The organism is Phreatobacter aquiterrae (assembly GCF_053471285.1).
In genome coordinates this window covers 470,990-495,910 of record NZ_JBJPHW010000003.1, presented here as the reverse complement: position 1 = coordinate 495,910, position 24,921 = coordinate 470,990, and the positions used below count along the sequence as shown (strand labels likewise).

Sequence of the window (24,921 nt, the reverse complement as noted above, 5' to 3'; positions counted from 1 at the left end):
TCGGCTCGGGCCGTGGAAATCCTTCGAGGCCGTCGAATACAAGACCCTCGAGTGGGTCGATTGGTTCAACCACCAGCGCCTGCTGGAGCCGATCGGCAACATCCCGCCCGCTGAGGCGGAAGCCAACTACTATGCAGCCCTTGAGAACCTCAAAATGGCCGCGTAGGACTCAAGCAATCTGCCCTCCGGCAAACCCAGAGCGGTTCAAAGTACTTCGACCAGATCTCACTTATTCATCCATCGCGAGCCTAGGACTCGGTCACGATGACGTTCTTTTTGATCCCAAGAACGACTCTTTGTGGAAAGTACGCCCCTACGCTAGGGGACTGGACAGCCTCACGCCTTCTCCCTTGTGACTCGCAGACAGAAATTCGACCCCCGCTTTGACCAACGCGTTCTCTACAGCCTGCAGTGTGCTGATCCGAGAGTCGACACGCCCCTTTTCCAAGCGGGTTATCGCGTTGAGCGACACTATCGCCCTATCCGCAAGCTCCTGCTGCGACCATCCTAGAAGGGCGCGAGCTGCTCGTATCTGACGCGGGGTGATCATGAAGATCACCAACGACAGCATAGCTGCCTGCCGCCACAATTAGGTGATTTTTTCACCTCATACGTTGAAATAATTGTCGTTAATGTGATTAGCTCTCCAGCAGCTTCCTGTGGCCGTTTCCGAATCAGGAGCAGGAGCAGGGAGATAGAATGGCTGACAATACCGGTACCCGATTGGCGATCGCCGGCATCGCTATAGTGGGCGCGCTCGTTGGCGCCTTTGCATACTCAGCAGGTCTTCTGCCCAGCCTGGGAGCTGGTATTGTCGCGGGGCAGATGCCCCAGTGTGACAGTCGTGTTTCCCGCGATCTGCTGCGCGACGCGATCGATAAATCGCCGCGAGCATTACAAACCGGCCTCAAGCTGTCGGAGATCGGCACCATCAATGACTACATCCCGGCCCAAGCGACCGACCCGAACAAGGACATTCGCTTCTGCCAGGCCAAAGTCTTCACCAACGGCGGCAGCGGCGAGGTTCATTTCGCCCTCAAGTGGATGGATCAGGCCAAGTCGCGTCTCTGGCTTGAAGTCACTCTTTGGACGTTTTGACAGCGTGTTACGGGAGCCCAGAGACCGGTGAGCTGCCGAACGTCTCTCCTTACTCTAAAAGATTGCAAGCGCCCGCACCCGGGTGTTTCAAAGCAAACTGTTGCGTTTCTTCTACGGTGATGCCAGCATCGCGAACCAACTATGCGTGAGGCATTAAATGCAACTAGCAGTCGTCGGCATGATGTTCGTTGCGACACTACTTGGTAGTTCAGCGTCGATGGCACAAGCACCTGTGACATCAGATTGGACCACACTGCAAGGACGTTGGGCGCCCTCGGAAGCGGCATGTGGCGACGACTCCGATTCGATAGTGACCATCACCCGATCAGGAGTCAGCGAGTATGAAACTAGCTGCCGCATGACGGACCGGAGGCGCACTTCGAATGGTTGGCAGTTGCGACAGATTTGCCAAGTTGATGAGAACACTCGGCCGCACCGCGTTCGCATCACGGTCACCGGCCGATCCAGCATTCGTCTAACAACGACACAGCAGGATGGGCAGGAGTATCATCGAGCGTTGCTGCGTTGTACCGCAGGCGCAGCAGTGTCGGGCGAACGTTCGGCCAGACCTGCCGATCATTCACCGATCCCCACCACGCGGCCGAGCACACCGTACGCCGACATCGGCTCATGGTCACGGTTCACCAATGCTCGCTACGGCGCGTCGGTCGAGTATCCAAGGTTCCTAGTAGCCGACGGATTCGTTGATCTGACTGATGGGCGGCCCGGTTCTGGTAACCGTCAGCCGACAGGCATTCGCTCAGTTCCGCTAGAGAACGGCACTGAGTTCGCGGTTTACGGCTTGCCGCACCCTCCCGCAGGTCGCACGATTTACGATGCCATGTGTCCTGGCAGCGAATGCGCCCGCCAAACCTATCGCGTAGATCAGTCGCGCTACGCCATCTCCTCTGGCGTCAACGGCGAGGTGATTTTCTATCGGAAATGCGTCGGCAGGGAGTTGTCGCAGTCGATAAGCTGCTTCGAACTTCTCTATCCGATATCGCTCAAAGCGCACTTTGATCCCATCGTTTCGAGAATGAGCCAATCCCTTCGTTGAGCCATGCGCCGAAGTTTCGCTTCGTCAGAAGCCGGCCTGTCAGAATCACGCATCGTCAGGGGGGCTAAGCTCCTGATAAGCCTAAGAGTGCGGTGACGTTCGCAAGGAAAGTTTCTAAAATCAGCTGATGGGCTTCCGAAACCAACATCCAGCAACCCAGTGCGATGCCCATTCAAATATGGGTAGTCGTATGGGTGTTACTGGGGCCGAAACGGGTTTAACTGCGATATCAATAAGATAGGCGAGTAAATGGCGGAGAGGGAGGGATTCGAACCCCCGATACGGTTGCCCGTATGCCGCATTTCGAGTGCGGTGCTTTCAACCACTCAGCCACCTCTCCGCGGTCGCATGGGCGATGGACAAGAGCCATCGCCAGCTGTTGAAGCGAAGCGCGACATAGCGGAACGGGACGGCGCATTCAAGCACAGCTTTGGCCGGCGGCGGAGAATTGCGGCGATGCAGCCGGGAGCCGGGGGAGAGCGGCAAGGCGGAGATCGTGGCGACGCGCCAGAAAAAGCCCCGGAGTTGCAGGGTTTTCCTTGACTCCGGCGGCCGTTTCCATCATTGAGCCGCCTCCTGGACCTTCAGGCTGCGCGTGTCATGCGGGCATCGGATCGTCCGGACCCTGAACCAACCGCCTCTTTCGGGGGCGGCAAGACCAAACAAGAAGACGGCCGGCCAGCCCCTCGCGGGGTCGCGCCAAGGCCCGTCGAGACAAGGACCCAGACGATGTACGCAGTCATCAAGACTGGCGGCAAGCAGTACAAGGTTGCCGCCGCCGACACGATCACGATCGAGAAGCTCGAAGCCGAAGCCGGCGACGTGGTGGTGTTCCCCGAGGTTCTCATGGTCGGCGGCGATGCCGGCGTCACCGTGGGCGCGCCCTTCGTGGCCGGCGCCTCGGTCGCGGCAGAGATCGTGCGTCAGGCCCGCGGCCCGAAGACGATCTCCTTCCGCAAGCGCCGCCGCCAGAATTCCAAGCGCAAGAAGGGCCATCGTCAGGACCTGACGATCGTCCGCATCTCCGAAATCCTCGTCGACGGCGCCAAGCCCTCCAAGGCCGCCGCCCCGAAGAAGGCCGCCGCTCCCGCCGCCGACGCGACGCCGCAGGGCATCGCCGCCGTGCCGGTCGCAGGCAGCATGGACACGTCCAACCTGTCGCTGATCGCCGGCATCGGCCCGACGATCGAGAAGAAGCTGCGCGCTGCCGGCATCACCTCCTGGGAGCAGATCGCTTCCTGGACCGAGGCCGACCTCGAGGCGACGGACAAGGAGCTCGCGCTCCGCGGCCGCGCCAAGCGCGAGGAATGGGTCGAGCAGGCCAAGGAGCTGCTGGCGGGGAAGCCGCCGCGCGCCAAGGCCGATCAGGCCGAGCAGAAATCCGGTGAGGACTGGTAAGCAGCGTCCTGCTGTTGCCATCTTCGTGAATCAGACGTCTTATAAGACATAACGGAATCGGGAGCTCCTCATGGCTCACAAAAAAGCAGGCGGCTCGTCTCGGAACGGTCGCGATTCGAATGCACAGCGTCTCGGCGTGAAGCGCTTCGGCGGCCAGGCTGTTGTCTCCGGCAACATCCTCGTGCGCCAGCGCGGAACGAAGTTCCATCCCGGAACCAATGTCGGGCTTGGCAAGGACCACACGCTCTTCGCGACCGTCGACGGCCGCGTAGAATTCCGAACGAAAGCGAATAACCGTACCTACGTGTCGGTTGTTCCGATGATTGCCGCCGCAGAGTAGCTGGCGGCACCGACATCGGAGCCGCCGGCGAGTTCGCCAGGCCGCTCCGCTGATCGAGGATCGTGGATCAAGGGGCGCCCGGCGAGACAGCCGGCGCCCCTTTTTCTTTCGGTCCTGGAAATGGTTCCGGGCCCGCATACCGGCGAGGGAAGGAACCTGCCATGACGTGCGTCGAAACCGAACTGGAAGGCCGCAGCGGCGGCGAACTGCTGGAGAGCTGTATGCCCGTCCTCGAGACGGAGCGGCTGGTTCTCCGTGTGCCGCGTTTCGAGGACGTCCCGGCGGTCGTGGCGATGGCCAACGATCGACGGGTTGCCGAAATGACGGCCAATCTTCCGCACCCCTATGCGGCAAAGGACGCGGAGAACTGGATCGCCGACGCCTGGACCTCCCAGGACCATCCCTTTCTCATCACCCTCAAGACCAACGGCGCGCCAGTCGGCGCGACGGGCTTCGTGATGCCTGAGCTCGGCGATCCGGAAATCGGTTACTGGCTCGGCACGGCCCATTGGGGCTGCGGCTATGCGACGGAGGCGGCCCGCGCCGTCGTCGACCACCTGTTCACGGATCGCGGCGCCGAGGCGGTCGCGGCCCGCGCCCGCGTCGTCAATCCGGCCTCGCGGCGGGTCATCGAGAAGTGCGGCTTCCAGTGGATCGGCGCCGGCCTCACCCGCTCGCGGCTGCTCGCAAGCTCCGTCCCGGTCGACAAGTTCCGCCTCGACCGCACGCTCTGGGCGAGCCTCAAGGCCTGGCGCGACCCGATCCTCAGGCGCTCGGCGCCCAAGGTGGTGATCGGCTCGCTCGCCTGAGGACTTGCCTCATCAACGGGGGTCCGCCGCGCTCCGGCGGACCCTCTCCGGAGACTGACATGACAGTGCCTGCGCCGTGATATCGTTTGCAACATGACCTCCCCTTCGCCGTGGCTTTCCGCCGCGCCGCTCGAAACGCGGCGGCTGGTGCTGCGCCAGCCAACCTTCGCCGACGTGTCGCGGATCGCCCTCTATGCCGGCGACCTCGACGTCGCCCGCATGCTGGTCGCGGTGCCCCATCCGTATAGCGAGGCCCATGCCTCGGCCTTCATCGGCGACGTGCTGGCGGCCAATCCCGCCGGCGGTTCGCTCGCCCTCGCCGTCGCCCGCCTGCGCGAGCCGCATGCTGCCATCGGCATGATCACCTTCACTCACGAGGGCGCAGCGGCGACCATCGGCTGGTGGTTCGGCAAGCCCTATTGGGGCCGCGGCTTCGCCACGGAGGCGGTCGTCGCCATGGCGGGCCTCGCCTTCCGCGATCCGGCCGTCTCCGTACTGAAGGCCGGGGCCTTCGAGGACAACCCCGCCTCCCTCAGGGTGCACGAGAAGGCCGGTTTCGTGCGGACAGGCACGGCGCCGCGCACCAGCGCGGCCCGTGGCGGAACCGTCACCCAGATCGACATGGAACTGACACGCCAGGGCTACGAGGCGTTGAGCGGCAGGTCGGGCCGGTCTAAGGAAGCCCGATGAGTTCTATCTCCACTCCCATCGGCGTCGTCACCGTCTCGGACCGCGCCAGCCGCGGCCTCTACGAGGACAAGGGCGGCCCGGGCATCGTCGCGGCGCTGACCGATCTTCTCGCCTCGCCCTGGCACCCGGTCGCACGCGTCATCCCCGACGAGCGCGCGGCCATCGAGGCGGCGCTGATCGAACTCGCCGACCGCGAGATGTGCCCGCTGATCCTGACGACGGGCGGCACCGGTCCGGCGATCCGCGACGTCACGCCGGAGGCGACCGAGGCGGTGTGTCAGAAGATGATGCCGGGCTTCGGCGAACTGATGCGGCAGGTGAGCCTCAAGGTCGTGCCCACCGCCATCCTGTCGCGCCAGACCGCCGGTATCCGCGGCCGGTCGCTCATCGTCAACCTGCCCGGCAAGCCCTCGTCGATCCGCGAATGCCTCGACGCGGTGATGCCGGCCATCCCCTACTGCATCGACCTCATCGATGGGCCGCGGCTGGAGACCAACCCGGCCCACTGCATCGCTTTCAGGCCGAAGGGGGCGTGAGGACGGAGCGTCGCCTCAGCGCAGCCGCTCCAGCACGCTGACGTAGTTGGCCACCGCCGCACCGCCCATGTTGAAGATGCCGCCGAGCTTCGCATCCTTCACCTGGATGCCGCCGGCCTCACCCGTCAGCTGCATCGACGAGAGCACGTGCATCGACACGCCCGTGGCGCCGATCGGATGGCCCTTGGCCTTGAGGCCGCCCGACGGGTTCACCGGCAGCTTGCCATCCTTCTGCGTCCAGCCCTCAAGGATGGCGCGCGCGCCCTGGCCCTCGGGGGTGAGCCCCATCGCCTCGTACTCGATCAGCTCGGCGACCGTGAAGCAGTCGTGCGTCTCGACGAAGGAGAGGTCGGAGAGAGTGATCCCGGCTTCCGCCAGCGCCTTGCCCCAGGCCTTGGTGCAGCCCTCGAACTTCAGGATGTCGCGCTTCGACATGGGCAGGAAGTCCTGCACATGGGCATGGCCGCGGAACGCCACCGCCTTCTTCATCCTGAGCGCCGTCGCCGTGTCGGTGATGACGAGCGCCGCCGCGCCGTCCGAGACCAGCGAGCAGTCGGTGCGCTTGAGCGGCCCGGCGACGAAGGGGTTCTTCTCGCTCTCGGTGCGGCAGAACTCGTAGCCGAAATCCTTGCGCATCTGCGCATAGGGGTTGTCGACGCCGTTCTTGTGGTTCTTCGCGGCGATCATGGCGAGCGCGTCGGACTGGTCGCCCCAGCGCTGGAAGTAATTGTGGGCGATCTTGCCGAAGACGCCGGCGAAGCCACCCGGCGTGTCGCCGTCCTCGGGCAGGTAGGAGGCCTTGAGCAGGTTCTTGCCGATCTCCGGACCCGGCGTCCGCGTCATCTGCTCGACGCCGACCACGAGGACCACGCGGGCGTCGCCCGCCTTCACCGCGCGCACCGCCTGATGCACGGCCGCCGACCCGGTGGCGCAGGCGTTCTCGACGCGCGTCGCCGGCTTGAAGCGCAGGCGCGGATCGGCCTGCAGCACCAGGGAGGCGGTGAAGTCCTGTGGCGAGAAGCCGGCGTTGAAGTGCCCCAGCAGGATCTCGTCGACGTCGTCCGGCCCGATGCCGGCATTGTCGAGCGCCTCGTTGGCGACACGGATGATCAGGCTCTCGACGGTCTCGGTCTCGAGCTTTCCGAAGGCCGTGTGGGCCCAGCCGACGATGCAGGCGGTCATGGAGGCGTTCCCCGGGAGTGATGAAGTGTCGTTACACTTTAGGCGGAGAGGGAGCGTTTCGCCATCCTCCGTCCGGCGCATGGCAGGTCCCGGCCGCGGCATGACGGCGGCAGCCGCCATGCTTTGGCCGCGTTGAGGTTGTTCTTCGGCACGACATATCCACCCTCAGACGGCCCGCGCCGGCCTGCTTCTGCGAGGTTTTCGTCTTCGCCCTTGGCGAAAGACGCCCGAAGCAGGTAAACAGGGCCGAGGTCGCGGCGACATTCCCAAAAGGCTCATGCTCTTGCGGATCAGCATCCCTGTTCTTGCCGGCGCCCTTGCGTTCTTCGCCGGCGCTTCCGCCGCCACCGCCCAGCAGGTGGGTCCCACCATCGTCGTCGATGCCGCGACCGGGCAGGTGCTGCAGTCGGATCGCGCCGGTACGCCCTGGCTTCCGGCCTCGCTGACCAAGATGATGACGACCTATGTGGCGCTCCGTCAGGTGCGCGCCGGCCGCGCCACGATGAATTCCGGCCTCGTCGTCTCGCAGCGCGCCGCCCGTTCCGCGCCGTCCAAGATGGGCTTCCGCCCGGGCACGGTGGTGACGCTCGACAACGCCCTTAAGATCATCATGGTCAAGTCGGCCAATGACGTGTCGGTGACCATCGCCGAGGGGCTCGGCGGTTCGGTCGAGAACTTCGCCGCCATGATGAACGCCGAGGCCCGCCGCCTCGGCATGAGCGGCACGCGCTTCATCAATCCGAACGGCCTGCCGGGCGCCGGCCAGCAGACCACGGCCCGCGACATGGCGCTGCTCGCCTATGCGATGATGCGCGAGTTTCCCGAGCACTCCCTGCTCTGGCGCATGCCGGCGATCCGCTACGGCAACCGCGTCATGCGCAATCCGAACCACTTGATCGGCCGCTACCAGGGCGCCGACGGCTTCAAGACCGGCTTCACCTGCGCCTCCGGCTTCAACGTGGTGGCGACCGCCACCCGCGGCGGCCGCAAGCTCATCGTCGTCGTGCTCGGTGCGACATCGGCCCGCGGACGCGCGGAAACGGCGGCCGGCCTGTTCGAGCGGAATTTCGTCTCGGGCGGCTCCGGCGTCGGCCTCAGCGGCATCGCCAACGATCTCTCGTCGGGCCCGCCCAACATCCGCGACCAGGCCTGCCGCCGGCGCGGCCGCGGCGGTCCGGTCTATATCGATGCCGGCGAGGAACTCGACAATGAGCCTGTCGCGTCGGTCACCGATCCGGGCAACCTGACCTATGCCCAGATGATGGCCGCCTCCCAGCAGCGTCAGGGCCGCTCCGGCGGCCGCCAGACCAGCGTCTTTTCCGCCATGCCCGGCGCGGTGGTCTCGCATCTCGGCCCCTACCGCCCCACCATGGACCCCGTCCCGGTCTTCATCGGCGGCGCCGGCCCGGCCGCAACGCCGGCGCCCGCCCTGGCAGCCGCGAGTTCGACCGCTGTGACCCTGCCGGCCTCCGCGCCCGTTGCGACCACCCCCACCGTCGCAGCTCCGTCGGCACCGGGCGCCATCCAGCGCGGCGCGGCCCCGGCCGCTGCCCCTGTGACGGCCGCCCGTCATGGCGCCATCGGCGCCCCGTTGTCCCTTCAGGGTGCGCTTCCCCCCGAACGGCCGGCCTCCGCCCCGCCGCGCGGCGCAGGCCCGACGGCAGCTCCCGCGCCGCGCCCCGCCCGCGCCGCCGCCGCGACACCGGCGCGCCAGACGACGACGCGCCAGCAACGCCAGCGCCCGCGCAGGTGACCCTCTCCCCGGTCGGCATCGGAATCGCAGCCGCTCTCGCCTCTGCGACGGCCTATGGCATCAACATCGTCTACGCCCGCATGGCGACGCAGCAGGGCGTCTCCGCCGCCGACCTCGTCTTCCTGCGCGTCTTCCTGATGCTTGGCGCCGTCGCGGTGATCGTGACCCTGCGCGGGCGGACGCTGGCCGTGGCTCCATCGGCCCGCCCCGCCGTGATCGCCCTCGGCATCGCCTCGGCCGGCGTCGGCCTCGCCTATTTCTTCGCCGTGTCCTTCGTGCCCATCGGCATCGCCGCGGTCCTGTTCTACACCTTTCCGCTGCTCATCCTCATCGCCAGCCCCTTCGTCGAGGGTGGCCGCTTCACCCCGCAGCGCTTCGCTGTCTTCGCCCTCGCCTTTGCGGGCCTTGCCATCGCCATCGGCCCGCGCCTCGGCGACATCGACATCCGCGGCCTGGCGCTCGCCGCTCTCGCCAGCACCCTGGCCGCCTGGCAGTTCTTCGCCGCCGCCCGCGCCGGACGCACGCTGAGCCTGCCGGTCCTGATGTTCTGGGCTCACGTCGTCATCATGCCGATCGCCGGCGTCTTCGCCTTCGCGCTCGGCGGCATCGGCTGGAGCGCCATCGCGATGGCCTGGTTCGCCTGCAGCGTGACGGTCACCGGCTATCTGGTGGGCTTTGCCCTGCAGATGGTGGCGGCGCGGCGCGCACCGGCCGCCCTGATCGGCCTCATCTTCTGCCTCGAGCCGGTCGTGGCCATCGTTTTCGCCGGGGTGATCCTTGGCGAAACGCTCACCATCGCCCAGATGACGGGGAGCCTGCTCGTCCTCGCCGCCCTCATCGCCACCTCGCTCGCCGAACTGAGGGGCGAGCCCGCCCCGCCAATGCCTCTCCAACGGCCCTCAGATGCCCGCTGAAGCCCCTCCCCGCCGCCCTGGGCCACCGATACCCGTCACCGTGCTGACGGGCTTCCTCGGGGCCGGCAAGACGACGCTGCTCAACCGGCTGCTGGCCGACGACGGCATGAAGGACACCGCCGTCCTGATCAACGAGTTCGGCGAGATCGGGCTCGACCACCTGCTCGTCCGCACCGTCGAGGAGGGCATCGTCATGCTGTCCTCGGGCTGCGTCTGCTGCACCGTGCGCGGCGACCTCGTGGCCGCCCTTGAGGACCTGTTGCGCGCCCTCGACAATGGCCGCGTCGCGCCCTTCAGCCGGGTCATCATCGAGACCACCGGCCTCGCCGACCCGATCCCCGTCATCCACACGCTGATGGCACACCCCTATCTCGCCCTGCGCTACCGCCTCGATGCGGTCATCACCGTCGTCGACGCGGTGAACGGCCTGGCGACCCTCGACGCCCACCCGGAGGCGGTGCGGCAGGCGGCAGTGGCCGACCGTATCGTGCTGACGAAGAGCGATCTCCTCACCGACGATGACAGGCGCGAGGCCCATGCGCGTCTGCTCGCCCGGCTCGACCAGCTCGCGCCCGGCGCCATCCGTCTCGACGCCGCGAAGGGCGAGGCGACGCCGGCCGCCGTGCTCGCCGCCGGACTGCTCGATCCCGTCACCAAGGCCCCCGACGTCGCCCGCTGGCTGAACGAGGAGGCGCTTGCCGGCTCGGATGGCGCCCACGCCCACGACGACGGCATCCGGGCCTTCGCGCTGACCAGCGACCGGGCCATGGGGTCGGCGTCCTTCGACATGTTCATGGATCTTCTGCGCGGCGCCCACGGGCCGCACCTGCTGCGCGTGAAGGGCGTGGTGAAGATCGCCGAGTTCCCCGACCGTCCGGTGGTTGTGCATGGTGCCCAGCATGTCTTCCACCCGACGACGGTGCTCGATTCCTGGCCGGACGGCGACGCGCGCACCCGCCTCGTCTTCATCCTCAAGGACATGGACCCGGCGGTGATCCGCGCCCTTCATGACGCCTTTCTCGGCATCGCCCGCGCCGACCAGCCGGACCAGGCCGCCCTGACCGACAATCCCCTCGCCATTCCGGGCATGCGTCTCTGACGGCACGATCCCGCCTCGGCGCTCTTGCCCATGGGCGCGGCGGATGATCGACTGCCGGCGGAGGCGAGGCCCATGGACTGGTCGGCGAAGCAGTATGTGAAGTTCGAGGACGAGCGCACGCGCCCCGCGCGCGACCTGCTGGCGGCGGTGCCGACCCGCGAGCCGCGCCGCGTGGTCGATCTCGGCTGCGGACCCGGCAACACGACCGAGCTGCTGCTCCAGACCTTCCCCAAGGCCGAGATCCTCGGCCTCGATTCCTCGCCCGACATGGTGACGAATGCCCGTGCCCGCCTGCGCGGCATCACCTTCGAGGTGGCCGACCTCACGACATGGCGGCCCGATCCCGCCGCCCCTGTCGACATCATCTATTCCAATGCCGTCCTCCAGTGGGTGCCGGGTCACGAGACGATCCTGCCGCGCCTTCTGGGGCTTCTCCCGGAGGGTGGCAGCCTCGCCATCCAGATGCCGGACAATCTCGATGAGCCGAGCCATGTCGCCATGCGCGAGGCTGCGCGGCAGGGGCCATGGGCGGTAAAGCTCGGCAATGCCGAGGATGCCCATACGCCGATCGGCACGGCCACGGCCTACTACCGGCTGTTGAAGCCCTCGGCCGCCCGGGTCGATGTCTGGCGCACGGTCTATCACCACCCGCTCGACGGCATCGACGGTATCGTCGAGTGGTTCAAGGGCTCGCGCCTGCGCAGTTATCTCGGCCCCCTTGATCCGGCCGAGCGGGAGGGCTTCCTCGCCGCCTATCGTGCGGCGCTCGCCCCTCATTATCCGGTCGATCCGGAGGGCAGGGTGCTGCTCGCCTTTCCCCGCCTGTTCATCGTCGCCACGCGCTGACATCGCCTGCCCAACACAAGAAGACCTGAGGAAACACCCATGAACCGCATCGACCTCGCCGGCCGCACCGCTGTCATCACCGGCGGCGCCCGCGGCATCGGCTATGCCGCCGCCGAGCGCATGCTCGCCTCGGGAGCCTCCGTCGCGATCTGGGACGTCGATGTCGCAAAGCTGCAGGAGGCGGCGGCAAGGCTGGCAGGGCAGGGCAAGGTCACCACCCACGCGGTGGAACTCACCGACGAGGCATCGGTCCAGGCCGCCACCGACGCGACGGTTGCGGCCCATGGCGGCATCGCCATCCTCGTCAACAATGCCGGCATCACCGGCGGCAACGGCAAGACCTGGGAACTGTCGCCCGAGGTCTGGAGGCGCGTGGTCGACGTCAACCTCGTCGGTCCGTTCCTGACCTGCCGGTCCGTCGTGCCGGTCATGCTGAAGAGCGGCTACGGCCGCATCGTCAACATCGCCTCCATCGCCGGCAAGGAGGGCAACCCCAACGCCTCGCACTATTCGGCCTCGAAGGCCGGCCTCATCGGTCTGACCAAGTCGCTCGCCAAGGAACTCGCCACCTCCGGCATCCTCGTCAACTGCATCACGCCCGCGGCGGCGAAGACCGAAATCTTCGACCAGATGAAGCAGGAGCACATCGACTTCATGCTGTCGAAGATCCCGATGAACCGCTTTCTGCAGGTCGAGGAGGCCGCCGCCATGATCGCCTGGCTGTCGTCGGAGGACTGCGCCTTCTCCACCGGCGCCGTCTTCGACATCTCCGGCGGCCGCGCGGTGTACTGAACCATGGCGCCGCGGGCCGATCCCGGCCGGCCCTTGCGGCGCGTCCTTGTGCGGTGCAACATCACGGCGACGTCATGACGGAGCCTCCCCTGAGCGACCTCAGTCTCACCATCGCCATCGTCGACGAGAGCCGCTCGCGCGCGGCCATCATCGAGGAGGGGCTGCGCGATGCGGGCTATGTCCGCATCGTCCACATCGACGAGATGACGAACCTGCTCGCGCGCCTCTATGCGACCGATCCCGACGTCGTCGTCATCGATCTCGAGAACCCTTCGCGCGATGTCCTCGAACAGCTCTTCCAGGTCTCCCGGCTGGTGAAGCGCCCGGTCGCCATGTTCGTCGACCAGTCCGACACCGGCATGATCAACAAGGCGATCGAGGCCGGCGTCTCGGCCTATGTGGTGGACGGGCTGAAGAAAGAGCGGGTGAAGTCCATCCTCGACATGTGCGTCGCCCGCTTCCAGGCCTATGCGCGGCTGCAGAGCGAGCTCGACCAGGCCAAGTCGGCGCTGGAGGAGCGCAAGGTCGTCGAGCGCGCCAAGGGCCTGCTGATGAAGCACAAGGGCATTTCCGAGGACGAGGCCTATGCCCAGCTCCGCCGCCGCGCCATGAACGAGAAGAAAAAGCTGGGGGAGATCGCGCAGGCGGTGGTCACCGGACTGGAGATGCTGGGATGAAACGAATCACCATCGGCTTCATCCCGCTCACCGACGCAGCCCCGCTGATCGCCGCCCACGAGCGCGGCTTCGCCGAGGCGGAAGGCCTCGCTTTCGATCTCGTGCGCGAAGTCTCCTGGGCGAATATCCGCGACAAGCTCTCCATCGGCCTGTTCGATGCCGCCCACATGCTCACCCCGCTGGCGCTGGCGAGCGCACTCGGCATCGGCCATGTGAAGGTGCCGATGATCGCCCCGGTGACGCTGGCGCTGAACGGCAATGCCATCACCCTGTCGACGGCCTTCGTCCGCGAGCTCGGCGGCCTGCCGGAGGACCCGGTGGCGGCGCTGCCGCTGATCGCCGCGGCGATCAAGCGGCGCGAGAGCGCCGGGCTGAACCCGCCGGTCTTCGCCAGCACCTTTCCGTTCTCGACCCACAACTACATCCTGCGCGCCTATCTGGCTGCCGGCGGCATCGATCCCGACCGCGACGTCCAGCTCGTCGTCATCCCGCCGCCGCTGATGGCGGGCTCGCTGGAAAAGGGCCTGATCGACGGGTTCTGCGTGGGATCGCCGTGGAACTCGGTGGCCGTGGACCGCGGCGCCGGACACATCCTCGCGCCGAGTTCGGCCCTGTTCTCGCGCATCCCGGAGAAGACACTCGCTATCGGCGACGCGCTCGCCACCTCCGACCCGGAGACGCTGCGCGCCGTCATCGCCGCCACCGTCAAGGGCGCCGCCTGGTGCGCCGACCCCGCCAATGCGCTCGAACTGGCGGCCATCCTGTCGGCGCCGCACTATCTGAGCGTCGCGGCCCCGCTCGTGCTGCGCACCATCGAGGGCCGGCTGATCTTCACGCCCGGCGGACCGTCGCATGCCGTCCCGGATTTCATCCGCTACGACGTTCCTGGCGCGACGCGGCCCGATGCCGGACGCTACGCCTGGCTCTACGCCCAGATCGTGCGCTGGGGCCAGACGCGCTTCGACCCGGCCGCGCGCGCCAAGATCGGGGCGCTGATCCGCACCGACCTGTTCGACGCCGCCGTCCCCGGCGCCGTCGCGGATCCGGCTCCCGATCCGGTTGGAAGCATCCTGGAGCCCGCCTTCGATCCTGCCGATCTCGGCGGCTATCTGGCGCGCTTCGATGCCCGGGGTCTGCCGAAGTCGGCTGCCTGAGCCACGTTTGCGCTGCACAATGAAGTGGCAGGCGCCGGACGATCTGGCGTCGATTCAGCCGCGGACGGCGTCGCAGTGCTCTTCGCCGACAGTCTGGAACGTTGAAAAACAACACTTTCGATCACCCTCGACCAGTTGGCACGGCCCTTGAATGGGTAAAGGCGAAGGTTTGGCTGTGATGGCCGGACCCCGGTCCAATGATGGGCCGATCAGCAACGCCGCTGACAAATGTCCGACGAGCCGCCCGCAAGCCAGGGCCGGCAGCTTCAGGACCTTTGTCGGCGGTTTTTTTGTGCCCGGAGCCAACCGGGCAGCATGGGGAAGCCAGCCGGATGCGGCACGCCGCGTCCGGAACCGAGGACCGAGATCAACCCGCGCCAATGCGCCGCAACCGGGACCTGACGAATGACAAAGACCTTGCAGGACACGTCCCTCATCTCCGCGCGCCGGCTCGACCGTCGCAGCTTCCTCAAGTCGACCGCCGCCACGGCGGCGCTGTTCTCGGCGGCCAGGGCCGCGTTTCCCGGCGGCGCCTTCGCGCAAGGAGCGGGCCCCGAGGTGAAGGGCACCAAGCTCGGCTACATCGCCCTCACCGACGCCGCGCCGCTCATCATCGCCAAGGAGAAGGGCTTCTACGCCAAGCACGGCGTGCCCGACATGGACATCGCCAAGCAGGCCTCCTGGGGCGCGACGCGCGACAACATGGCGCTCGGCACCAAGGCCAACGGCATCGACGGCGGCCACATCCTCCGGCCGAAGACCCACCTCTACACCACCGGCAAGGTGATGCAGAACGGCCAGCCGCTGCCGATGTACACGCTCCTCAACCTCAACGAGGACGGCCAGTCGATCTCGATCTCGAACGAGTATCGCGACCTCGCCATCAGCAAGGACGCCGCGCCGCTGAAGGCCGCCTTCGAGCGCAAGAAGGCGCAGGGCAAGGACCTCACCGCCGCCATGACCTTCCCCGGAGGCACCCACGACCTGTGGATCCGCTACTGGCTCGCCGCCGGCGGAATCGACCCCGACAGCGACATCAAGGTGATCGTGGTGCCGCCGCCTCAGATGGTGGCAAACATGAAGGTCGGCACCATGGACTGCTTCTGCGTCGGCGAGCCGTGGAACGAGCAGCTCGTCAACCAGAACATCGGCTACACTGCGGTCACCACCGGCGAGATCTGGTTCAAGCATCCGGAAAAGATCCTCGGCATGCGCGCCGACTGGGTCGACGCCAACCCCAAGGCGACCCAGGCCATCCTGATGGCCGTGATGGAAGCCCAGCAGTGGTGCGAGAAGCTGGAGAACAAGGACGAGCTGGCGCAGATCGTCGGCCGCCGCCAGTGGTTCAACGTACCGGTCAACGACATCAACGGCCGCCTCAAGGGCAACATCAACTACGGGCTCGGCCGCAAGGTCTCGGACTCGCCGCTTCGCATGAAGTTCTGGGGCGAGGGCGGCGCGGTCTCCTATCCCTGGAAGAGCCTCGATGCCTGGTTCGTCACCGAGAACATCCGCTGGGGCAAGTTCGAGCCGACCACCGACATCAAGGCGCTGGTCGACAAGACCAACCGGTCCGATCTCTGGCTCGCCGCGGCGAAAACCCTGGGCGTCACGGGTGTTCCGACCTCCGACTCACGCGGCGTCGAGACCTTCTTCGATGGCGTGAAGTTCGACCCCGCCGACCCGCAGGCCTATCTGCGCGCCCTCAAGATCAAGCGCACCCAGGTCTGATTGTCACAATTCTGACCGAACAGCCGCCCGGCCCGCCGGGCGGCACCGTCCCTCCCACGAGAGAGCGCTCATGTCCCGACCCGCATTGAGAGCCGTCGAAGCGATCCCCGCAGCCGGGATCGCGGCGCCCGTCGCCACGACGGCCGAGGTGATTCCGCTGACGCCGAAGGCCCGAACGACGCCCATGGAATGGCTGGCGCCCAAGCTCGCCGCCATCGCCACGGCGGTCGTGCCGCCGCTCCTGACGCTTGGCCTCATCATGCTGGTTTGGGAGATCCTCTGTTCCGGCGCCGGGGCGACGCTGCCCTCGCCGAGCCAGGTCTGGCGCGATGCCAGCGACCTGATCCTCGATCCCTTCTTCGTCAACGGCAGCCAGGACATCGGCCTCGGCTGGCGGGTGCTCACCTCGCTGCAGCGCGTCGCCATCGGTTTCGGCCTCGCCGCGATCGTCGGCATCGCGGTCGGCGCCCTCGTCGGACAGTCGACCTGGGCCATGCGCGGCCTCGATCCGATCTTTCAGGTGCTGCGCACCGTGCCGCCGCTCGCCTGGCTGCCCATCTCGCTCGCCGCCTTCCGCGACGCCAATCCGAGCGCCATCTTCGTCATCTTCATCACGGCGATCTGGCCGATCCTCATCAACACCTCGGTCGGCATCCGCAACATCCCGCAGGACTACCGCAACGTCGCCGCCGTGCTGCGGCTGAACCAGCTCGAGTTCTTCTGGAAGATCATGCTGCCCTCCGCCGCGCCCTACATCTTCACGGGCCTGAGAATCGGCGTCGGCCTCGCCTGGCTCGCCATCGTGGCCGCCGAGATGCTCACCGGCGGCGTCGGCATCGGCTTCTTCATCTGGGACGCGTGGAACTCCTCCAAGCTCTCCGACATCATCATCGCCCTCGTCTACATCGGCCTCGTCGGTTTCGTTCTCGACCGGCTGATCGCGGCGCTCGCGACCATCGTCACCCGCGGCACGGCCGCGAACTGAGGACAGACGCGATGAAACAGGTCCCCTATCTCCTGATCGAAGACGTCGAGAAGACCTTCACCCGCGGCGGCACCTCCAACAACGTCCTCGCCGGCATCAATGTCGGCATCGAGAAGGGCGAGTTCGTCTCCATCATCGGCCATTCCGGCTGCGGCAAGTCGACCCTGCTCAACATCATCGCCGGGCTCACCCCGGTGACGTCGGGCGGCGTGCTGCTGGAGAACAAGGAGGTCAATGCGCCCGGCCCCGACCGGGCCGTGGTCTTCCAGAACCACTCGCTGCTGCCCTGGCTCACCGTCTACGACAACGTCCGCATGGCCGTGGACAAGGTGTTCGGTGGCGCAAAATCGCGGGCCGAGCGCCATGAATGGACCATGCACAAGCTCGACCTCGTCCATATGGTCCATGCCAAGGACCGCCGCCCCGCCGAGATCTCCGGCGGCATGAAGCAGCGCGTCGGCATCGCCCGGGCTCTCGCCATGGAGCCGAAGATCCTGCTGCTCGACGAGCCCTTCGGCGCCCTCGACGCGCTCACCCGCGCCCATCTGCAGGACTCGGTCATGCAGATCCACGCCACGCTGAAGAACACGATGATCATGATCACCCATGACGTCGACGAGGCTGTGCTGCTGTCCGATCGCATCATCATGATGACCAACGGGCCCTCCGCCACCATCGGCGAGATTCTGGACGTCACCCTGCCGCGGCCGCGCAAGCGGCTCGAACTCGTCACCAACACCACCTACATCAAGGCGCGCGAGGCGGTGCTGAAGTTCCTCTACGAGCGCCACGCCTTCGTCGAAGCCGCCTGACGGGGCGCCATCATGTCCGAACCGCTCGTCGTGATCGGCAATGGCATGGCCACCGCACGCCTCGTCGAGGAGCTCGGCCGGCAGGCGCTCGGACGCTATTCCATCCTCGTCGTCGGGGCCGAACCGCGTCTCGCCTACAACCGCGTCCTGCTCTCCTCGGTCCTCGCCGGCGAGATGGCGCGCGAGGAGACCGAGCTGAAACCCCAGACATGGTGGGAGCGCCAGGGCGTGACGCTGGTCTACGGCCGCAGGGCCACAGGCATCGACCGCGACCGCAAGCAGCTCGTGCTGGAGGACGGCACCCTGCTGCCCTACGCGAGGCTGGTCCTCGCCACCGGCTCAGACCCCATCCGCCTGCCGAAGCCCGGCATGGACCTGCCCGGCGTCGTCACCTTCCGCGACCATGACGATGTCGGCGCCATGCTGGCGGCGGCGGGGCCTGCGACGCGCGCCGTGGTGATTGGCGGAGGCCTTCTCGGCATCGAGGCGGCCTATGGCCTCGCAGCCACCGGCACGCGGGTCACCCTCCTGCATCTGATGGACCGCCTGATGGAGCGCCAGCTCGACGCCGAGGCGGCAAGCCTGCTCAGGGCGGCGCTCGAGGCGCGCGGCATCACCGTCCTGCTCGGCGCCGACACCGCGGCCATCGAGGGCGAGGGCTGCGTCGAGGCGGTGCGCCTCGTCGACGGCCGGGAACTGCCCTGCGACATCGTCGTGTCCGCCGTCGGCATCCGCCCCAATGCGACGCTCGCCCGCGAGGCGGGCCTTCAGGTTGGCCGCGGCATCGTCGTCGACGACCAGCTCGCAACCTCCGATCCCGCCATCCACGCCATCGGCGAATGCGCCGAGCATCGCGGCGTCTGCTACGGCCTCGTCGAGCCGGCCTACCAGCAGGCGGCGGTGCTCGCCCGCCAACTCGCCGGGCGGCCGGCGGCCTATGCGGGAACGGTGCTCTCGACCAATCTCAAGGTGTCCGGCGTGCCGGTCTTCTCCGCCGGCGATTTCCTCGGCGAGCCGGGGACCGAGACCATCGTCTGGCGCGATCCGGGCCTTGGCGCCTACCGCAAGCTGGTGCTGCGCGACGGGGCTCTCGCCGGCGCGGTCCTCTTCGGCGAGACCTCGGACGCCCTCTGGTATCTCGATCTCATCCGTTCCGGCCAACCGCTCGGACCCCTGCGCGATCAGGTTGTCTTCGGCCGGTCGCTGGCCGAGGCGGCCTGACATGGCCATCCACGGCCCGCTGCCCAACCCCGTCGCCACCACCTGTCCCTATTGCGGTGTCGGCTGCGGCGTCATCGCCAGCGTCGACGCCGGCGGGCAGGTGACGGTTGCCGGCGATCCCGCCCATCCCGCCAACCGTGGCCGGCTCTGCGTCAAGGGCTCGGCGCTCGGCGAGACGGTAGGGCTTGAGGGCCGACTGCTACATCCGATGATGCGCACCCGCTCCGGCGGCATGGAGCGGGCGTCGTGGGAGACGGCGCTCGACGCGGTCGCCGAGGGCTTCGCCCGCACCATCCGCACGCGCGGGCCTGATGCGACGGCCTTCTACCTGTCCGGCCAGCTCCTCACCGAGGACTACTACGTCGCCAACAAGCTGATGAAGGGCTTCGTGGGGACGGCCAATGTCGATACCAATTCGCGGCTCTGCATGGCCTCTTCGGTTGCCGGCCACCGCCGTGCCTTCGGCTCCGACACGGTGCCCGGCACCTACGAGGACCTCGACGAGGCCGATCTTCTGGTGCTGGTCGGGTCGAACGCGTCCTGGTGCCATCCGATCCTGTGGCAACGCATGGTCGCCAGCCAGACGGCGCGGGGTGCGCGCATCGTCGTCATCGACCCCCGCCGCACGGCCACCGCCGCCGAGGCCGACCTCGTGCTGCAGATCCGGCCCGGCATGGACGGCGCGCTGTTCTCCGGCCTGCTTGTCCACCTCACCGATGGCGGCCATCTCGACCGCGCCTATCTCGACGCCCATACGACCGGCCTCGCCGAGGCCCTGATCCGCGCCCGCGAGATCGCCCCGTCCATCGCCGCCACCGCAGCGGCCACCGGGCTTGCGGCCGACGACGTGGCAAGGCTCTTCGACTGGTTCGCAAGGACCGAAAAGGCGGTGACCCTCTACAGCCAGGGCGTCAACCAGTCGGCGCAGGGCACCGACAAGGTTTCGGCCATCCTCAATTGCCACCTCGCCACCGGTCGCATCGGCCGGCCCGGCATGGGCCCCTTCTCCCTCACCGGCCAGCCCAATGCCATGGGCGGGCGCGAGGTCGGCGGCCTCGCCAACATGCTGGCCGCCCATATGGGCTTCACCGCCAGCGACATCGACCGCATCCGCCGCTTCTGGGGCGCACCGCGCATGGCCGGACGCGAGGGCCTGAAGGCCGTGCAGATGTTCGACGCCGTGGCAAAGGGCGCGATCAACGCGATGTGGGTGATGGGCACCAATCCGGCCGCCAGCCTGCCGCGCGCCGACCACGTCCGCCGCGCCATGGCCGGCCTCGATCTGCTCGTCGTCTCGGAGAACGTGCTGTCCAACGACACGGTCAACGCCGGCGCCCACATTCTCCTGCCCGCCGCCGCCTGGGGCGAGAAGGACGGCACCGTCACCAATTCGGAGCGTCGCATCACCCGCCAGCGACCGTTCCTCGCCCGGCCTGGCGAGGCGCAGCCCGACTGGTGGATCGTCGCGGAGGTGGCGAAGCGCCTCGGCTATGCCGAAGCCTTCACATGGTCAGATGCCGCCTCGATCTTCCGCGAACATGCGGCGCTGTCCGGCTTCGAGAATCGCGGCACGCGCGACTTCGACATCTCCGGCCTCGCCCGCATCACCGATGCCGACTATGACGGGCTCGCCCCCGTGCATTGGCCGGTGCGAACGCCCGCCGACCGCGGCGACAAGCGTTTCTTCGCCAAGGGCGGCTTCTACAGCGCCGATGGGCGCGCCCGCCTGATCGCCATCGAGCCGCCGGCTCTCAAGGCCTCGACGGATGCCGAGCGCCCATTGCTGCTCAACACCGGCCGTATCCGCGACCAGTGGCACACCATGACCCGAACGGGGAAGGCGCCGACCCTGGGCCGCCATAGCCCCGAGCCCTTCGTCGCCGTCCACCCGGCGGATGCTGCCGCGGCTGGCCTCGCCGAGGGCGACATCGCCCGGCTCGACAGCGCCCATGGCGGCGTCAGCCTCAGGCTCGCGCTCGACGAGGGCCAGGCGCGCGGCGAGGTCTTCGCGCCCATCCACTGGACGGCTGAGACGGCGGCCGACGCCCGCATCGGCGCTGTGGTGAATGCCTTCACCGATCCCTACTCCGGCCAGCCCGAGATGAAGGCGACGCCGGTGGCGCTGACCCGGGTCGCCATGGCCAGCGACGGGTTCCTGCTCTGTCGCGTCGAGGTCCCGGTCCCCGAAGGCCTCCTGTGGACGCGCGTGACGACCGAGGGCGGCATCGGGCTCCTGTTCGCCTCTCCAGCGTTCGTCGACGGCGCCGCGATCGTCGGCCGCCTCGCTGGCGACGGCGGGGCGATATCCGAGGTCAGCGATCCCGCCCGCGGCCTCTATCGCGCCGCCGTGTTTCGTGACGGACGGCTGGACGCGGTCATCTTCGCGGGGCCGGGCGCGCGCGACGCCTGGACCATCGTGCAGGGTCTCTTCGCCCGGGCGCATCTCGAGCCTGCGGATCGCAGGGCGCTTCTGTCCGGCCGCTCGGCCGACGGCCTCGCAGACCCGGGGCCGACCGTCTGCGCCTGCTTCGCCATCGGCCTGACCGCGGTGCGCTGCGCCATATCGGACGGCGCCACCGACGTCGACGCCGTCGGCCGCGCGACGAAGGCCGGGACGAACTGCGGCTCCTGCCGGTCGGAAATCCGCAAGCTCATCGCGCGCGAGGGCCCGCTCGTCCCGGCATGAAATCCCTGCGGCGAACGGGCGAGACAAAGCCCGCGCGCCATCCTATTCAGGACCCCATGGATCTGGGTCTGAGGAACAAGTCGGCCATCGTCTGCGGCGCGAGCCGCGGCATGGGCTTTGCGGCCGCCGGGATGCTGGCGGCGGAGGGTGTGGCGCTGACCATGTTCGCGCGCAATCCGGAGCGTCTGGAGGCCTCCGCCGCCGACATCCGCGCCCGGTTCGGCGTGCCCGTGACGACGGTCGCCGGCGACGTGACCATCGTAGCGGATCGCGAGCGGCTCGTCGCCGCCTGCCCGGCACCCGACATCCTTGTCACCAATGCCGACGGCATGCCGCCCGGCGACTTCCGCGCCTGGACCCGCGACGACTGGATCGCCGCCCTCGACGCCATGATGCTCGCCCCCATCGCCCTGATGAAGGCGACGGTCGACGGCATGATGGACCGCGGCTTCGGCCGCATCGTCAACATCGTCTCGCGCTCGGTGAAGAGCCCGCAGGCCGAGATGGGGCTGTCGAACGGCGCGCGGTCGGGCCTTGTCGGCTTCGTCGCGGGCCTGTCGCGCCAGACGGTCGGGCGCGGCGTCACCATCAACAACGTCCTGCCGGGCATCGTCGCCACCGACGCGCAGAAGCACCATGTCGAGAAGCTCAGCACGATGACCGGCCGGCCCTTTGCCGAGATCTGGGCCGAGCGCGCCGCGCAGAATCCCGCCGGCCGCTATGGCGAGGCCTCCGAGATCGGCGCCACCATTGCCTTCCTCTGTTCCGCCCATGCCGGCTTCATCACCGGACAGAGCCTGCTGGTCGACGGCGGCCAATATCCCGGAACTTACTGAGCTTCGCACCCCCATGGCCATCGACCTCGCCCGTATCCGCGCCGACGTGCCCGCCGTGGAGCGCCGCGCCTACCTGCACAACGCCGGCGCCGGCCTCATGCCGCGACAGGTTGTCGATGCGATGAAGGCCCATCTCGATCTCGAGGCGGAGATCGGCGGCTATGCGGCCGCCGATCGCGAGGCAGCGAGACTCGACGGCGTCTATGGCGCGGTCGCGCGCCTGATCAACGCCGCGCCCGACGAGATCGCCCTGATGGAGAACGCCACCGTCGCCTGGCAGATGGCCTTCTACGGGCTGGCCTTCGCGCCCGGCGACCGCATCCTGACCTGCGAGGCGGAGTATGGGGCCAACTTCGTCGCCTATCTCCAGATGGCGAAGCGCACCGGGCTCGTCATCGACGTCATCCCGAGCGATGAAACCGGCGAGATCGACCTTGCCGCCCTCGCGCGGATGATCGACGCGCGGGTGAAGCTCATCGCCATCACCTGGGTGCCGACCAATGGCGGCCTCGCCAATCCGGCGGCGGAGGTCGGCCGCATCGCCCGCGCCCACGGCATCCCCTATCTGCTCGATGCCTGCCAGGCGGTGGGCCAGATGCCGGTCGACGTCGCGGCGCTCGGCTGCGACATGCCCTCGGCGACCGGGCGCAAGTTCCTGCGCGGCCCGCGCGGCACCGGCTTCCTCTATGTCCGCCGCGACCTGCTCCGCACCATCGAGCCGCCGATGATCGACCATTTCTCGGCCGTCTGGGTGGCGCGCGACCGCTACGAGCTCAGGACCGACGCCCGCCGCTTCGAGACATGGGAGAACGCCTATGCCAACCGGGCCGGGCTCGGCGTCGCCGTGGACTATGCGCTCGCCATCGGCATGGAGGCCATCGCGGCACGCTGCCGGCTCCTGTCGGGCCGCCTGCGCGAGGGGCTTCGCGCGCTGCCCGGCGTGACGATCCGCGATCTCGGCCGCAACCCCTCGGCCATTGTCAGCTTCACCCTTCACGGCGTCGAGGCGCCGTCGGTCGTGGCCGCCGCCGACCGGGCCGGCATCACCATCGGCGCCTCTCACCCCTCGAGCACGCGGCTCGATGCGGAGGCGCGGCGCCTGCCGCCGCTCGTGCGCGCCTCGCCGCACTACTACAACACGGAGGCGGAGGTCGACCGGCTGGTCGACCTCGTGGCCGGCCTCCCCCGCTGAGCGGTCAGTCGCGCGTCACAAACACCGCGGCCAGCGCCAGCGCCGCCGGCAGCGCCTGCACGAACAGGATCGAGGCCTTGGCGGTCGCCGCGCCAAACAGGCCCGCGACGATGACGCAGCCGAGGAAGAAGACCTTGAGCGGGAACGCCAGAGATTTCGGCGCAACAAGGCTCCAGATCAGGCCCGCGGCGAGGAAGCCGTTATAGAGCCCCTGATTGGCGGCGAGCACCGCCGACTGGGCCGCAAAATCCGGCGTCAGATTGAAGGACCGCTGCCCGAAGGGCGTGTTCCAGAAGAACATCTCGATGACGAGAAAGCCGACGTGAAGCAGCGCCACGAGGGCGACGAGGGCCTTGGCGACCAGCGGCATTGGAAACTCCTGAGACTCTGCGGCGGCGGTGTCAGACCAGACGCTGTCCCGCGCCTGCGACACCGGGCCAACGGTGGACGGTCAGCGCTTGCCGCGCAGCTTGAACACGGCCTGCTCGCCGAAGAGGTTCCAGAACCACCAGGGCGCGTTCACCCGGACTTCGCGGCCGTGCCAGTCGAGCGCGGTCGAATGGTCGATGACCGCCTCGACCTCGCGCACCAGATCGACGAAATCGCGAATGGTGCAGAAGTGGATGTTGGGGGTGTCGTACCAGTGGTAGGGCAGATTTTCCGAGGTCGGCATGCGTCCGCGGGTGACGAGTTGCAGGCGCAAGCGCCAGTGGCCGAAGTTCGGGAAGGACACCACGACCTGCTTGCCGATGCGCAGCATGTGCTCCAGCACCACGCGCGGCGCCCGCGTCGCCTGGATCGTCTGCGACAGGATGACCACGTCGAAGGCATCGTCCGGATAGAAGGCGAGATCGGTGTCGGCATCGCCCTGGATGACCGCGAGGCCCTCGGCGACGCAGCGGTTGACGCCCTCGCGCGACAGCTCGATGCCGCGTCCGTCCACGCCCTTCTCGTCGCGCAAGAGCTTCAGGAGGCCGCCGTCGCCGCAGCCGACGTCGAGCACCTTCGAGCCCGGCGCGATGAGCCGCGAGACGACGAGATAGTCGGCACGGATCGGCCCGGGCACGGCCGCCATGGTCAGGTCGGCGTTCATGCCGATGTCCTCATCCCCGG

Annotated in this window: 24 protein-coding genes, 1 tRNA gene and 1 pseudogene; 21 read left to right on the top strand and 5 right to left on the bottom strand. The window is 67.8% G+C overall.

Annotation, left to right across the window (positions count from 1 at the left end; genetic code table 11):
* Nucleotides 1-166, top strand: a pseudogene (locus ACJ4V0_RS07490) (IS3 family transposase); the annotation flags it as partial.
* A 147-nt stretch (nt 167-313) separates the two neighbouring features.
* Here ACJ4V0_RS07490 and relB read toward each other — a convergent pair.
* Entirely contained in the window at nt 314-550 is a 237-nt protein-coding gene (gene relB / locus ACJ4V0_RS07485) for a type II toxin-antitoxin system RelB family anti-toxin (RefSeq protein WP_448298928.1), read from the bottom strand.
* Nucleotides 551-699: 149 nt separating this feature from the next.
* Here relB and ACJ4V0_RS07480 point away from each other — a divergent pair, with 149 nt between their 5' ends.
* A complete protein-coding gene (locus tag ACJ4V0_RS07480; RefSeq protein WP_448298927.1) occupies nt 700-1,098 on the top strand; it encodes a hypothetical protein in 399 nt (132 codons plus the stop codon).
* Nucleotides 1,099-2,405: 1,307 nt separating this feature from the next.
* Here the strand turns inward: ACJ4V0_RS07480 and ACJ4V0_RS07475 are convergent.
* Nucleotides 2,406-2,495: transfer RNA gene (locus tag ACJ4V0_RS07475), tRNA-Ser, on the bottom strand.
* A gap of 389 nt (nt 2,496-2,884) precedes the next feature.
* Here ACJ4V0_RS07475 and rplU point away from each other — a divergent pair.
* The 5 genes from rplU (at nt 2,885) to mog (ending at nt 5,928) form a co-directional block, all read left to right on the top strand.
* Nucleotides 2,885-3,553, top strand: a complete 669-nt coding sequence (rplU, locus tag ACJ4V0_RS07470) for a 50S ribosomal protein L21 (RefSeq protein WP_448298926.1) — start codon at nt 2,885-2,887, stop codon at nt 3,551-3,553.
* A 70-nt stretch (nt 3,554-3,623) separates the two neighbouring features.
* Nucleotides 3,624-3,893 (top strand): 50S ribosomal protein L27, encoded by a 270-nt coding sequence (gene rpmA, locus ACJ4V0_RS07465; protein ID WP_448298925.1) that lies wholly within the window; start codon nt 3,624-3,626, stop codon nt 3,891-3,893.
* 161 nt (nt 3,894-4,054) lie between these two features.
* Nucleotides 4,055-4,702 (top strand): GNAT family N-acetyltransferase, encoded by a 648-nt coding sequence (locus tag ACJ4V0_RS07460; protein ID WP_448298924.1) that lies wholly within the window; start codon nt 4,055-4,057, stop codon nt 4,700-4,702.
* 93 nt (nt 4,703-4,795) lie between these two features.
* Nucleotides 4,796-5,392 (top strand): GNAT family N-acetyltransferase, encoded by a 597-nt coding sequence (locus tag ACJ4V0_RS07455; protein WP_448298923.1) that lies wholly within the window; start codon nt 4,796-4,798, stop codon nt 5,390-5,392.
* Nucleotides 5,389-5,928, top strand: coding sequence for a molybdopterin adenylyltransferase (gene mog, locus ACJ4V0_RS07450; protein ID WP_448298922.1), 540 nt, complete (start codon nt 5,389-5,391; stop codon nt 5,926-5,928). The genes ACJ4V0_RS07455 and mog overlap by 4 nt, the downstream gene beginning before the upstream one ends.
* Before the next feature lie 15 nt (nt 5,929-5,943).
* Here the strand turns inward: mog and ACJ4V0_RS07445 are convergent, their stop codons facing one another.
* Nucleotides 5,944-7,110: an acetyl-CoA acetyltransferase gene (locus ACJ4V0_RS07445; RefSeq protein ID WP_448298921.1), complete on the bottom strand. Its 1,167-nt coding sequence runs from the start codon at nt 7,108-7,110 to the stop codon at nt 5,944-5,946.
* Nucleotides 7,111-7,387: 277 nt separating this feature from the next.
* Here ACJ4V0_RS07445 and ACJ4V0_RS07440 point away from each other — a divergent pair, with 277 nt between their 5' ends.
* The 14 genes from ACJ4V0_RS07440 to ACJ4V0_RS07375 all read left to right on the top strand — a co-directional run bounded on the left by ACJ4V0_RS07440 (nt 7,388) and on the right by ACJ4V0_RS07375 (nt 23,808).
* Nucleotides 7,388-8,863: a D-alanyl-D-alanine carboxypeptidase family protein gene (locus ACJ4V0_RS07440; protein ID WP_448298920.1), complete on the top strand. Its 1,476-nt coding sequence runs from the start codon at nt 7,388-7,390 to the stop codon at nt 8,861-8,863.
* Complete coding sequence (locus ACJ4V0_RS07435) at nt 8,860-9,777, top strand: EamA family transporter (RefSeq protein ID WP_448298919.1); 918 nt, start codon at nt 8,860-8,862, stop codon at nt 9,775-9,777. The genes ACJ4V0_RS07440 and ACJ4V0_RS07435 overlap by 4 nt, the downstream gene beginning before the upstream one ends.
* Nucleotides 9,767-10,876, top strand: coding sequence for a CobW family GTP-binding protein (locus ACJ4V0_RS07430; RefSeq protein ID WP_448298918.1), 1,110 nt, complete (start codon nt 9,767-9,769; stop codon nt 10,874-10,876). Before ACJ4V0_RS07435 ends, ACJ4V0_RS07430 begins: the two co-directional genes overlap by 11 nt.
* Before the next feature lie 72 nt (nt 10,877-10,948).
* Nucleotides 10,949-11,722, top strand: coding sequence for a trans-aconitate 2-methyltransferase (gene tam, locus ACJ4V0_RS07425; protein WP_448298917.1), 774 nt, complete (start codon nt 10,949-10,951; stop codon nt 11,720-11,722).
* Between the two features lie 39 nt (nt 11,723-11,761).
* Complete coding sequence (locus ACJ4V0_RS07420) at nt 11,762-12,514, top strand: SDR family NAD(P)-dependent oxidoreductase (RefSeq protein WP_448298916.1); 753 nt, start codon at nt 11,762-11,764, stop codon at nt 12,512-12,514.
* 74 nt (nt 12,515-12,588) lie between these two features.
* Entirely contained in the window at nt 12,589-13,191 is a 603-nt protein-coding gene (locus tag ACJ4V0_RS07415) for an ANTAR domain-containing response regulator (protein ID WP_448298915.1), read from the top strand.
* Nucleotides 13,188-14,345, top strand: coding sequence for a CmpA/NrtA family ABC transporter substrate-binding protein (locus ACJ4V0_RS07410; RefSeq protein ID WP_448298914.1), 1,158 nt, complete (start codon nt 13,188-13,190; stop codon nt 14,343-14,345). The genes ACJ4V0_RS07415 and ACJ4V0_RS07410 overlap by 4 nt, the downstream gene beginning before the upstream one ends.
* 405 nt (nt 14,346-14,750) lie before the next feature.
* Complete coding sequence (locus ACJ4V0_RS07405; protein WP_448298913.1) at nt 14,751-16,076, top strand: CmpA/NrtA family ABC transporter substrate-binding protein; 1,326 nt, start codon at nt 14,751-14,753, stop codon at nt 16,074-16,076.
* A gap of 70 nt (nt 16,077-16,146) precedes the next feature.
* Complete coding sequence (gene ntrB / locus ACJ4V0_RS07400; RefSeq protein WP_448298912.1) at nt 16,147-17,061, top strand: nitrate ABC transporter permease; 915 nt, start codon at nt 16,147-16,149, stop codon at nt 17,059-17,061.
* A gap of 11 nt (nt 17,062-17,072) precedes the next feature.
* Nucleotides 17,073-17,873: an ABC transporter ATP-binding protein gene (locus ACJ4V0_RS07395; RefSeq protein ID WP_448298911.1), complete on the top strand. Its 801-nt coding sequence runs from the start codon at nt 17,073-17,075 to the stop codon at nt 17,871-17,873.
* A 12-nt stretch (nt 17,874-17,885) separates the two neighbouring features.
* Entirely contained in the window at nt 17,886-19,094 is a 1,209-nt protein-coding gene (locus tag ACJ4V0_RS07390; protein WP_448298910.1) for an NAD(P)/FAD-dependent oxidoreductase, read from the top strand.
* A gap of 1 nt (nt 19,095) precedes the next feature.
* Nucleotides 19,096-21,780 carry a nitrate reductase gene (locus ACJ4V0_RS07385; RefSeq protein WP_448298909.1) on the top strand — a complete coding sequence of 895 codons (2,685 nt, stop codon included), beginning with the start codon at nt 19,096-19,098 and terminating at the stop codon, nt 21,778-21,780.
* A gap of 56 nt (nt 21,781-21,836) precedes the next feature.
* The gene (locus tag ACJ4V0_RS07380) at nt 21,837-22,616 is read left to right on the top strand and encodes an SDR family oxidoreductase (protein ID WP_448298908.1); all 780 of its coding nucleotides are present in this window, start codon (nt 21,837-21,839) and stop codon (nt 22,614-22,616) included.
* Between the two features lie 13 nt (nt 22,617-22,629).
* Entirely contained in the window at nt 22,630-23,808 is a 1,179-nt protein-coding gene (locus ACJ4V0_RS07375; RefSeq protein ID WP_448298907.1) for an aminotransferase class V-fold PLP-dependent enzyme, read from the top strand.
* A 4-nt stretch (nt 23,809-23,812) separates the two neighbouring features.
* Here the strand turns inward: ACJ4V0_RS07375 and ACJ4V0_RS07370 are convergent, their stop codons facing one another.
* Nucleotides 23,813-24,178, bottom strand: a complete 366-nt coding sequence (locus ACJ4V0_RS07370; RefSeq protein WP_448298906.1) for a DUF1304 domain-containing protein — start codon at nt 24,176-24,178, stop codon at nt 23,813-23,815.
* Between the two features lie 81 nt (nt 24,179-24,259).
* On the bottom strand, nt 24,260-24,901 hold the full coding sequence (gene metW / locus ACJ4V0_RS07365) for a methionine biosynthesis protein MetW (protein ID WP_448298905.1): 642 nt from the start codon (nt 24,899-24,901) through the stop codon (nt 24,260-24,262).
* Between the last annotated feature and the right edge of the window lie 20 nt (nt 24,902-24,921).

Bases quoted from the DNA above. Each gene is read 5' to 3' on its own strand.
- relB (WP_448298928.1), bottom strand. From the start codon at position 550: ATGATCACCCCGCGTCAGATACGAGCAGCTCGCGCCCTTCTAGGATGG.
- ACJ4V0_RS07480 (WP_448298927.1), top strand. From the start codon at position 700: ATGGCTGACAATACCGGTACCCGATTGGCGATCGCCGGCATCGCTATA.
- rplU (WP_448298926.1), top strand. From the start codon at position 2,885: ATGTACGCAGTCATCAAGACTGGCGGCAAGCAGTACAAGGTTGCCGCC.
- rpmA (WP_448298925.1), top strand. From the start codon at position 3,624: ATGGCTCACAAAAAAGCAGGCGGCTCGTCTCGGAACGGTCGCGATTCG.
- ACJ4V0_RS07460 (WP_448298924.1), top strand. From the start codon at position 4,055: ATGACGTGCGTCGAAACCGAACTGGAAGGCCGCAGCGGCGGCGAACTG.
- ACJ4V0_RS07455 (WP_448298923.1), top strand. From the start codon at position 4,796: ATGACCTCCCCTTCGCCGTGGCTTTCCGCCGCGCCGCTCGAAACGCGG.
- mog (WP_448298922.1), top strand. From the start codon at position 5,389: ATGAGTTCTATCTCCACTCCCATCGGCGTCGTCACCGTCTCGGACCGC.
- ACJ4V0_RS07445 (WP_448298921.1), bottom strand. From the start codon at position 7,110: ATGACCGCCTGCATCGTCGGCTGGGCCCACACGGCCTTCGGAAAGCTC.
- ACJ4V0_RS07440 (WP_448298920.1), top strand. From the start codon at position 7,388: ATGCTCTTGCGGATCAGCATCCCTGTTCTTGCCGGCGCCCTTGCGTTC.
- ACJ4V0_RS07430 (WP_448298918.1), top strand. From the start codon at position 9,767: ATGCCCGCTGAAGCCCCTCCCCGCCGCCCTGGGCCACCGATACCCGTC.
- tam (WP_448298917.1), top strand. From the start codon at position 10,949: ATGGACTGGTCGGCGAAGCAGTATGTGAAGTTCGAGGACGAGCGCACG.
- ACJ4V0_RS07420 (WP_448298916.1), top strand. From the start codon at position 11,762: ATGAACCGCATCGACCTCGCCGGCCGCACCGCTGTCATCACCGGCGGC.
- ACJ4V0_RS07415 (WP_448298915.1), top strand. From the start codon at position 12,589: ATGACGGAGCCTCCCCTGAGCGACCTCAGTCTCACCATCGCCATCGTC.
- ACJ4V0_RS07410 (WP_448298914.1), top strand. From the start codon at position 13,188: ATGAAACGAATCACCATCGGCTTCATCCCGCTCACCGACGCAGCCCCG.
- ACJ4V0_RS07405 (WP_448298913.1), top strand. From the start codon at position 14,751: ATGACAAAGACCTTGCAGGACACGTCCCTCATCTCCGCGCGCCGGCTC.
- ntrB (WP_448298912.1), top strand. From the start codon at position 16,147: ATGTCCCGACCCGCATTGAGAGCCGTCGAAGCGATCCCCGCAGCCGGG.
- ACJ4V0_RS07395 (WP_448298911.1), top strand. From the start codon at position 17,073: ATGAAACAGGTCCCCTATCTCCTGATCGAAGACGTCGAGAAGACCTTC.
- ACJ4V0_RS07390 (WP_448298910.1), top strand. From the start codon at position 17,886: ATGTCCGAACCGCTCGTCGTGATCGGCAATGGCATGGCCACCGCACGC.
- ACJ4V0_RS07385 (WP_448298909.1), top strand. From the start codon at position 19,096: ATGGCCATCCACGGCCCGCTGCCCAACCCCGTCGCCACCACCTGTCCC.
- ACJ4V0_RS07380 (WP_448298908.1), top strand. From the start codon at position 21,837: ATGGATCTGGGTCTGAGGAACAAGTCGGCCATCGTCTGCGGCGCGAGC.
- ACJ4V0_RS07375 (WP_448298907.1), top strand. From the start codon at position 22,630: ATGGCCATCGACCTCGCCCGTATCCGCGCCGACGTGCCCGCCGTGGAG.
- ACJ4V0_RS07370 (WP_448298906.1), bottom strand. From the start codon at position 24,178: ATGCCGCTGGTCGCCAAGGCCCTCGTCGCCCTCGTGGCGCTGCTTCAC.
- metW (WP_448298905.1), bottom strand. From the start codon at position 24,901: ATGAACGCCGACCTGACCATGGCGGCCGTGCCCGGGCCGATCCGTGCC.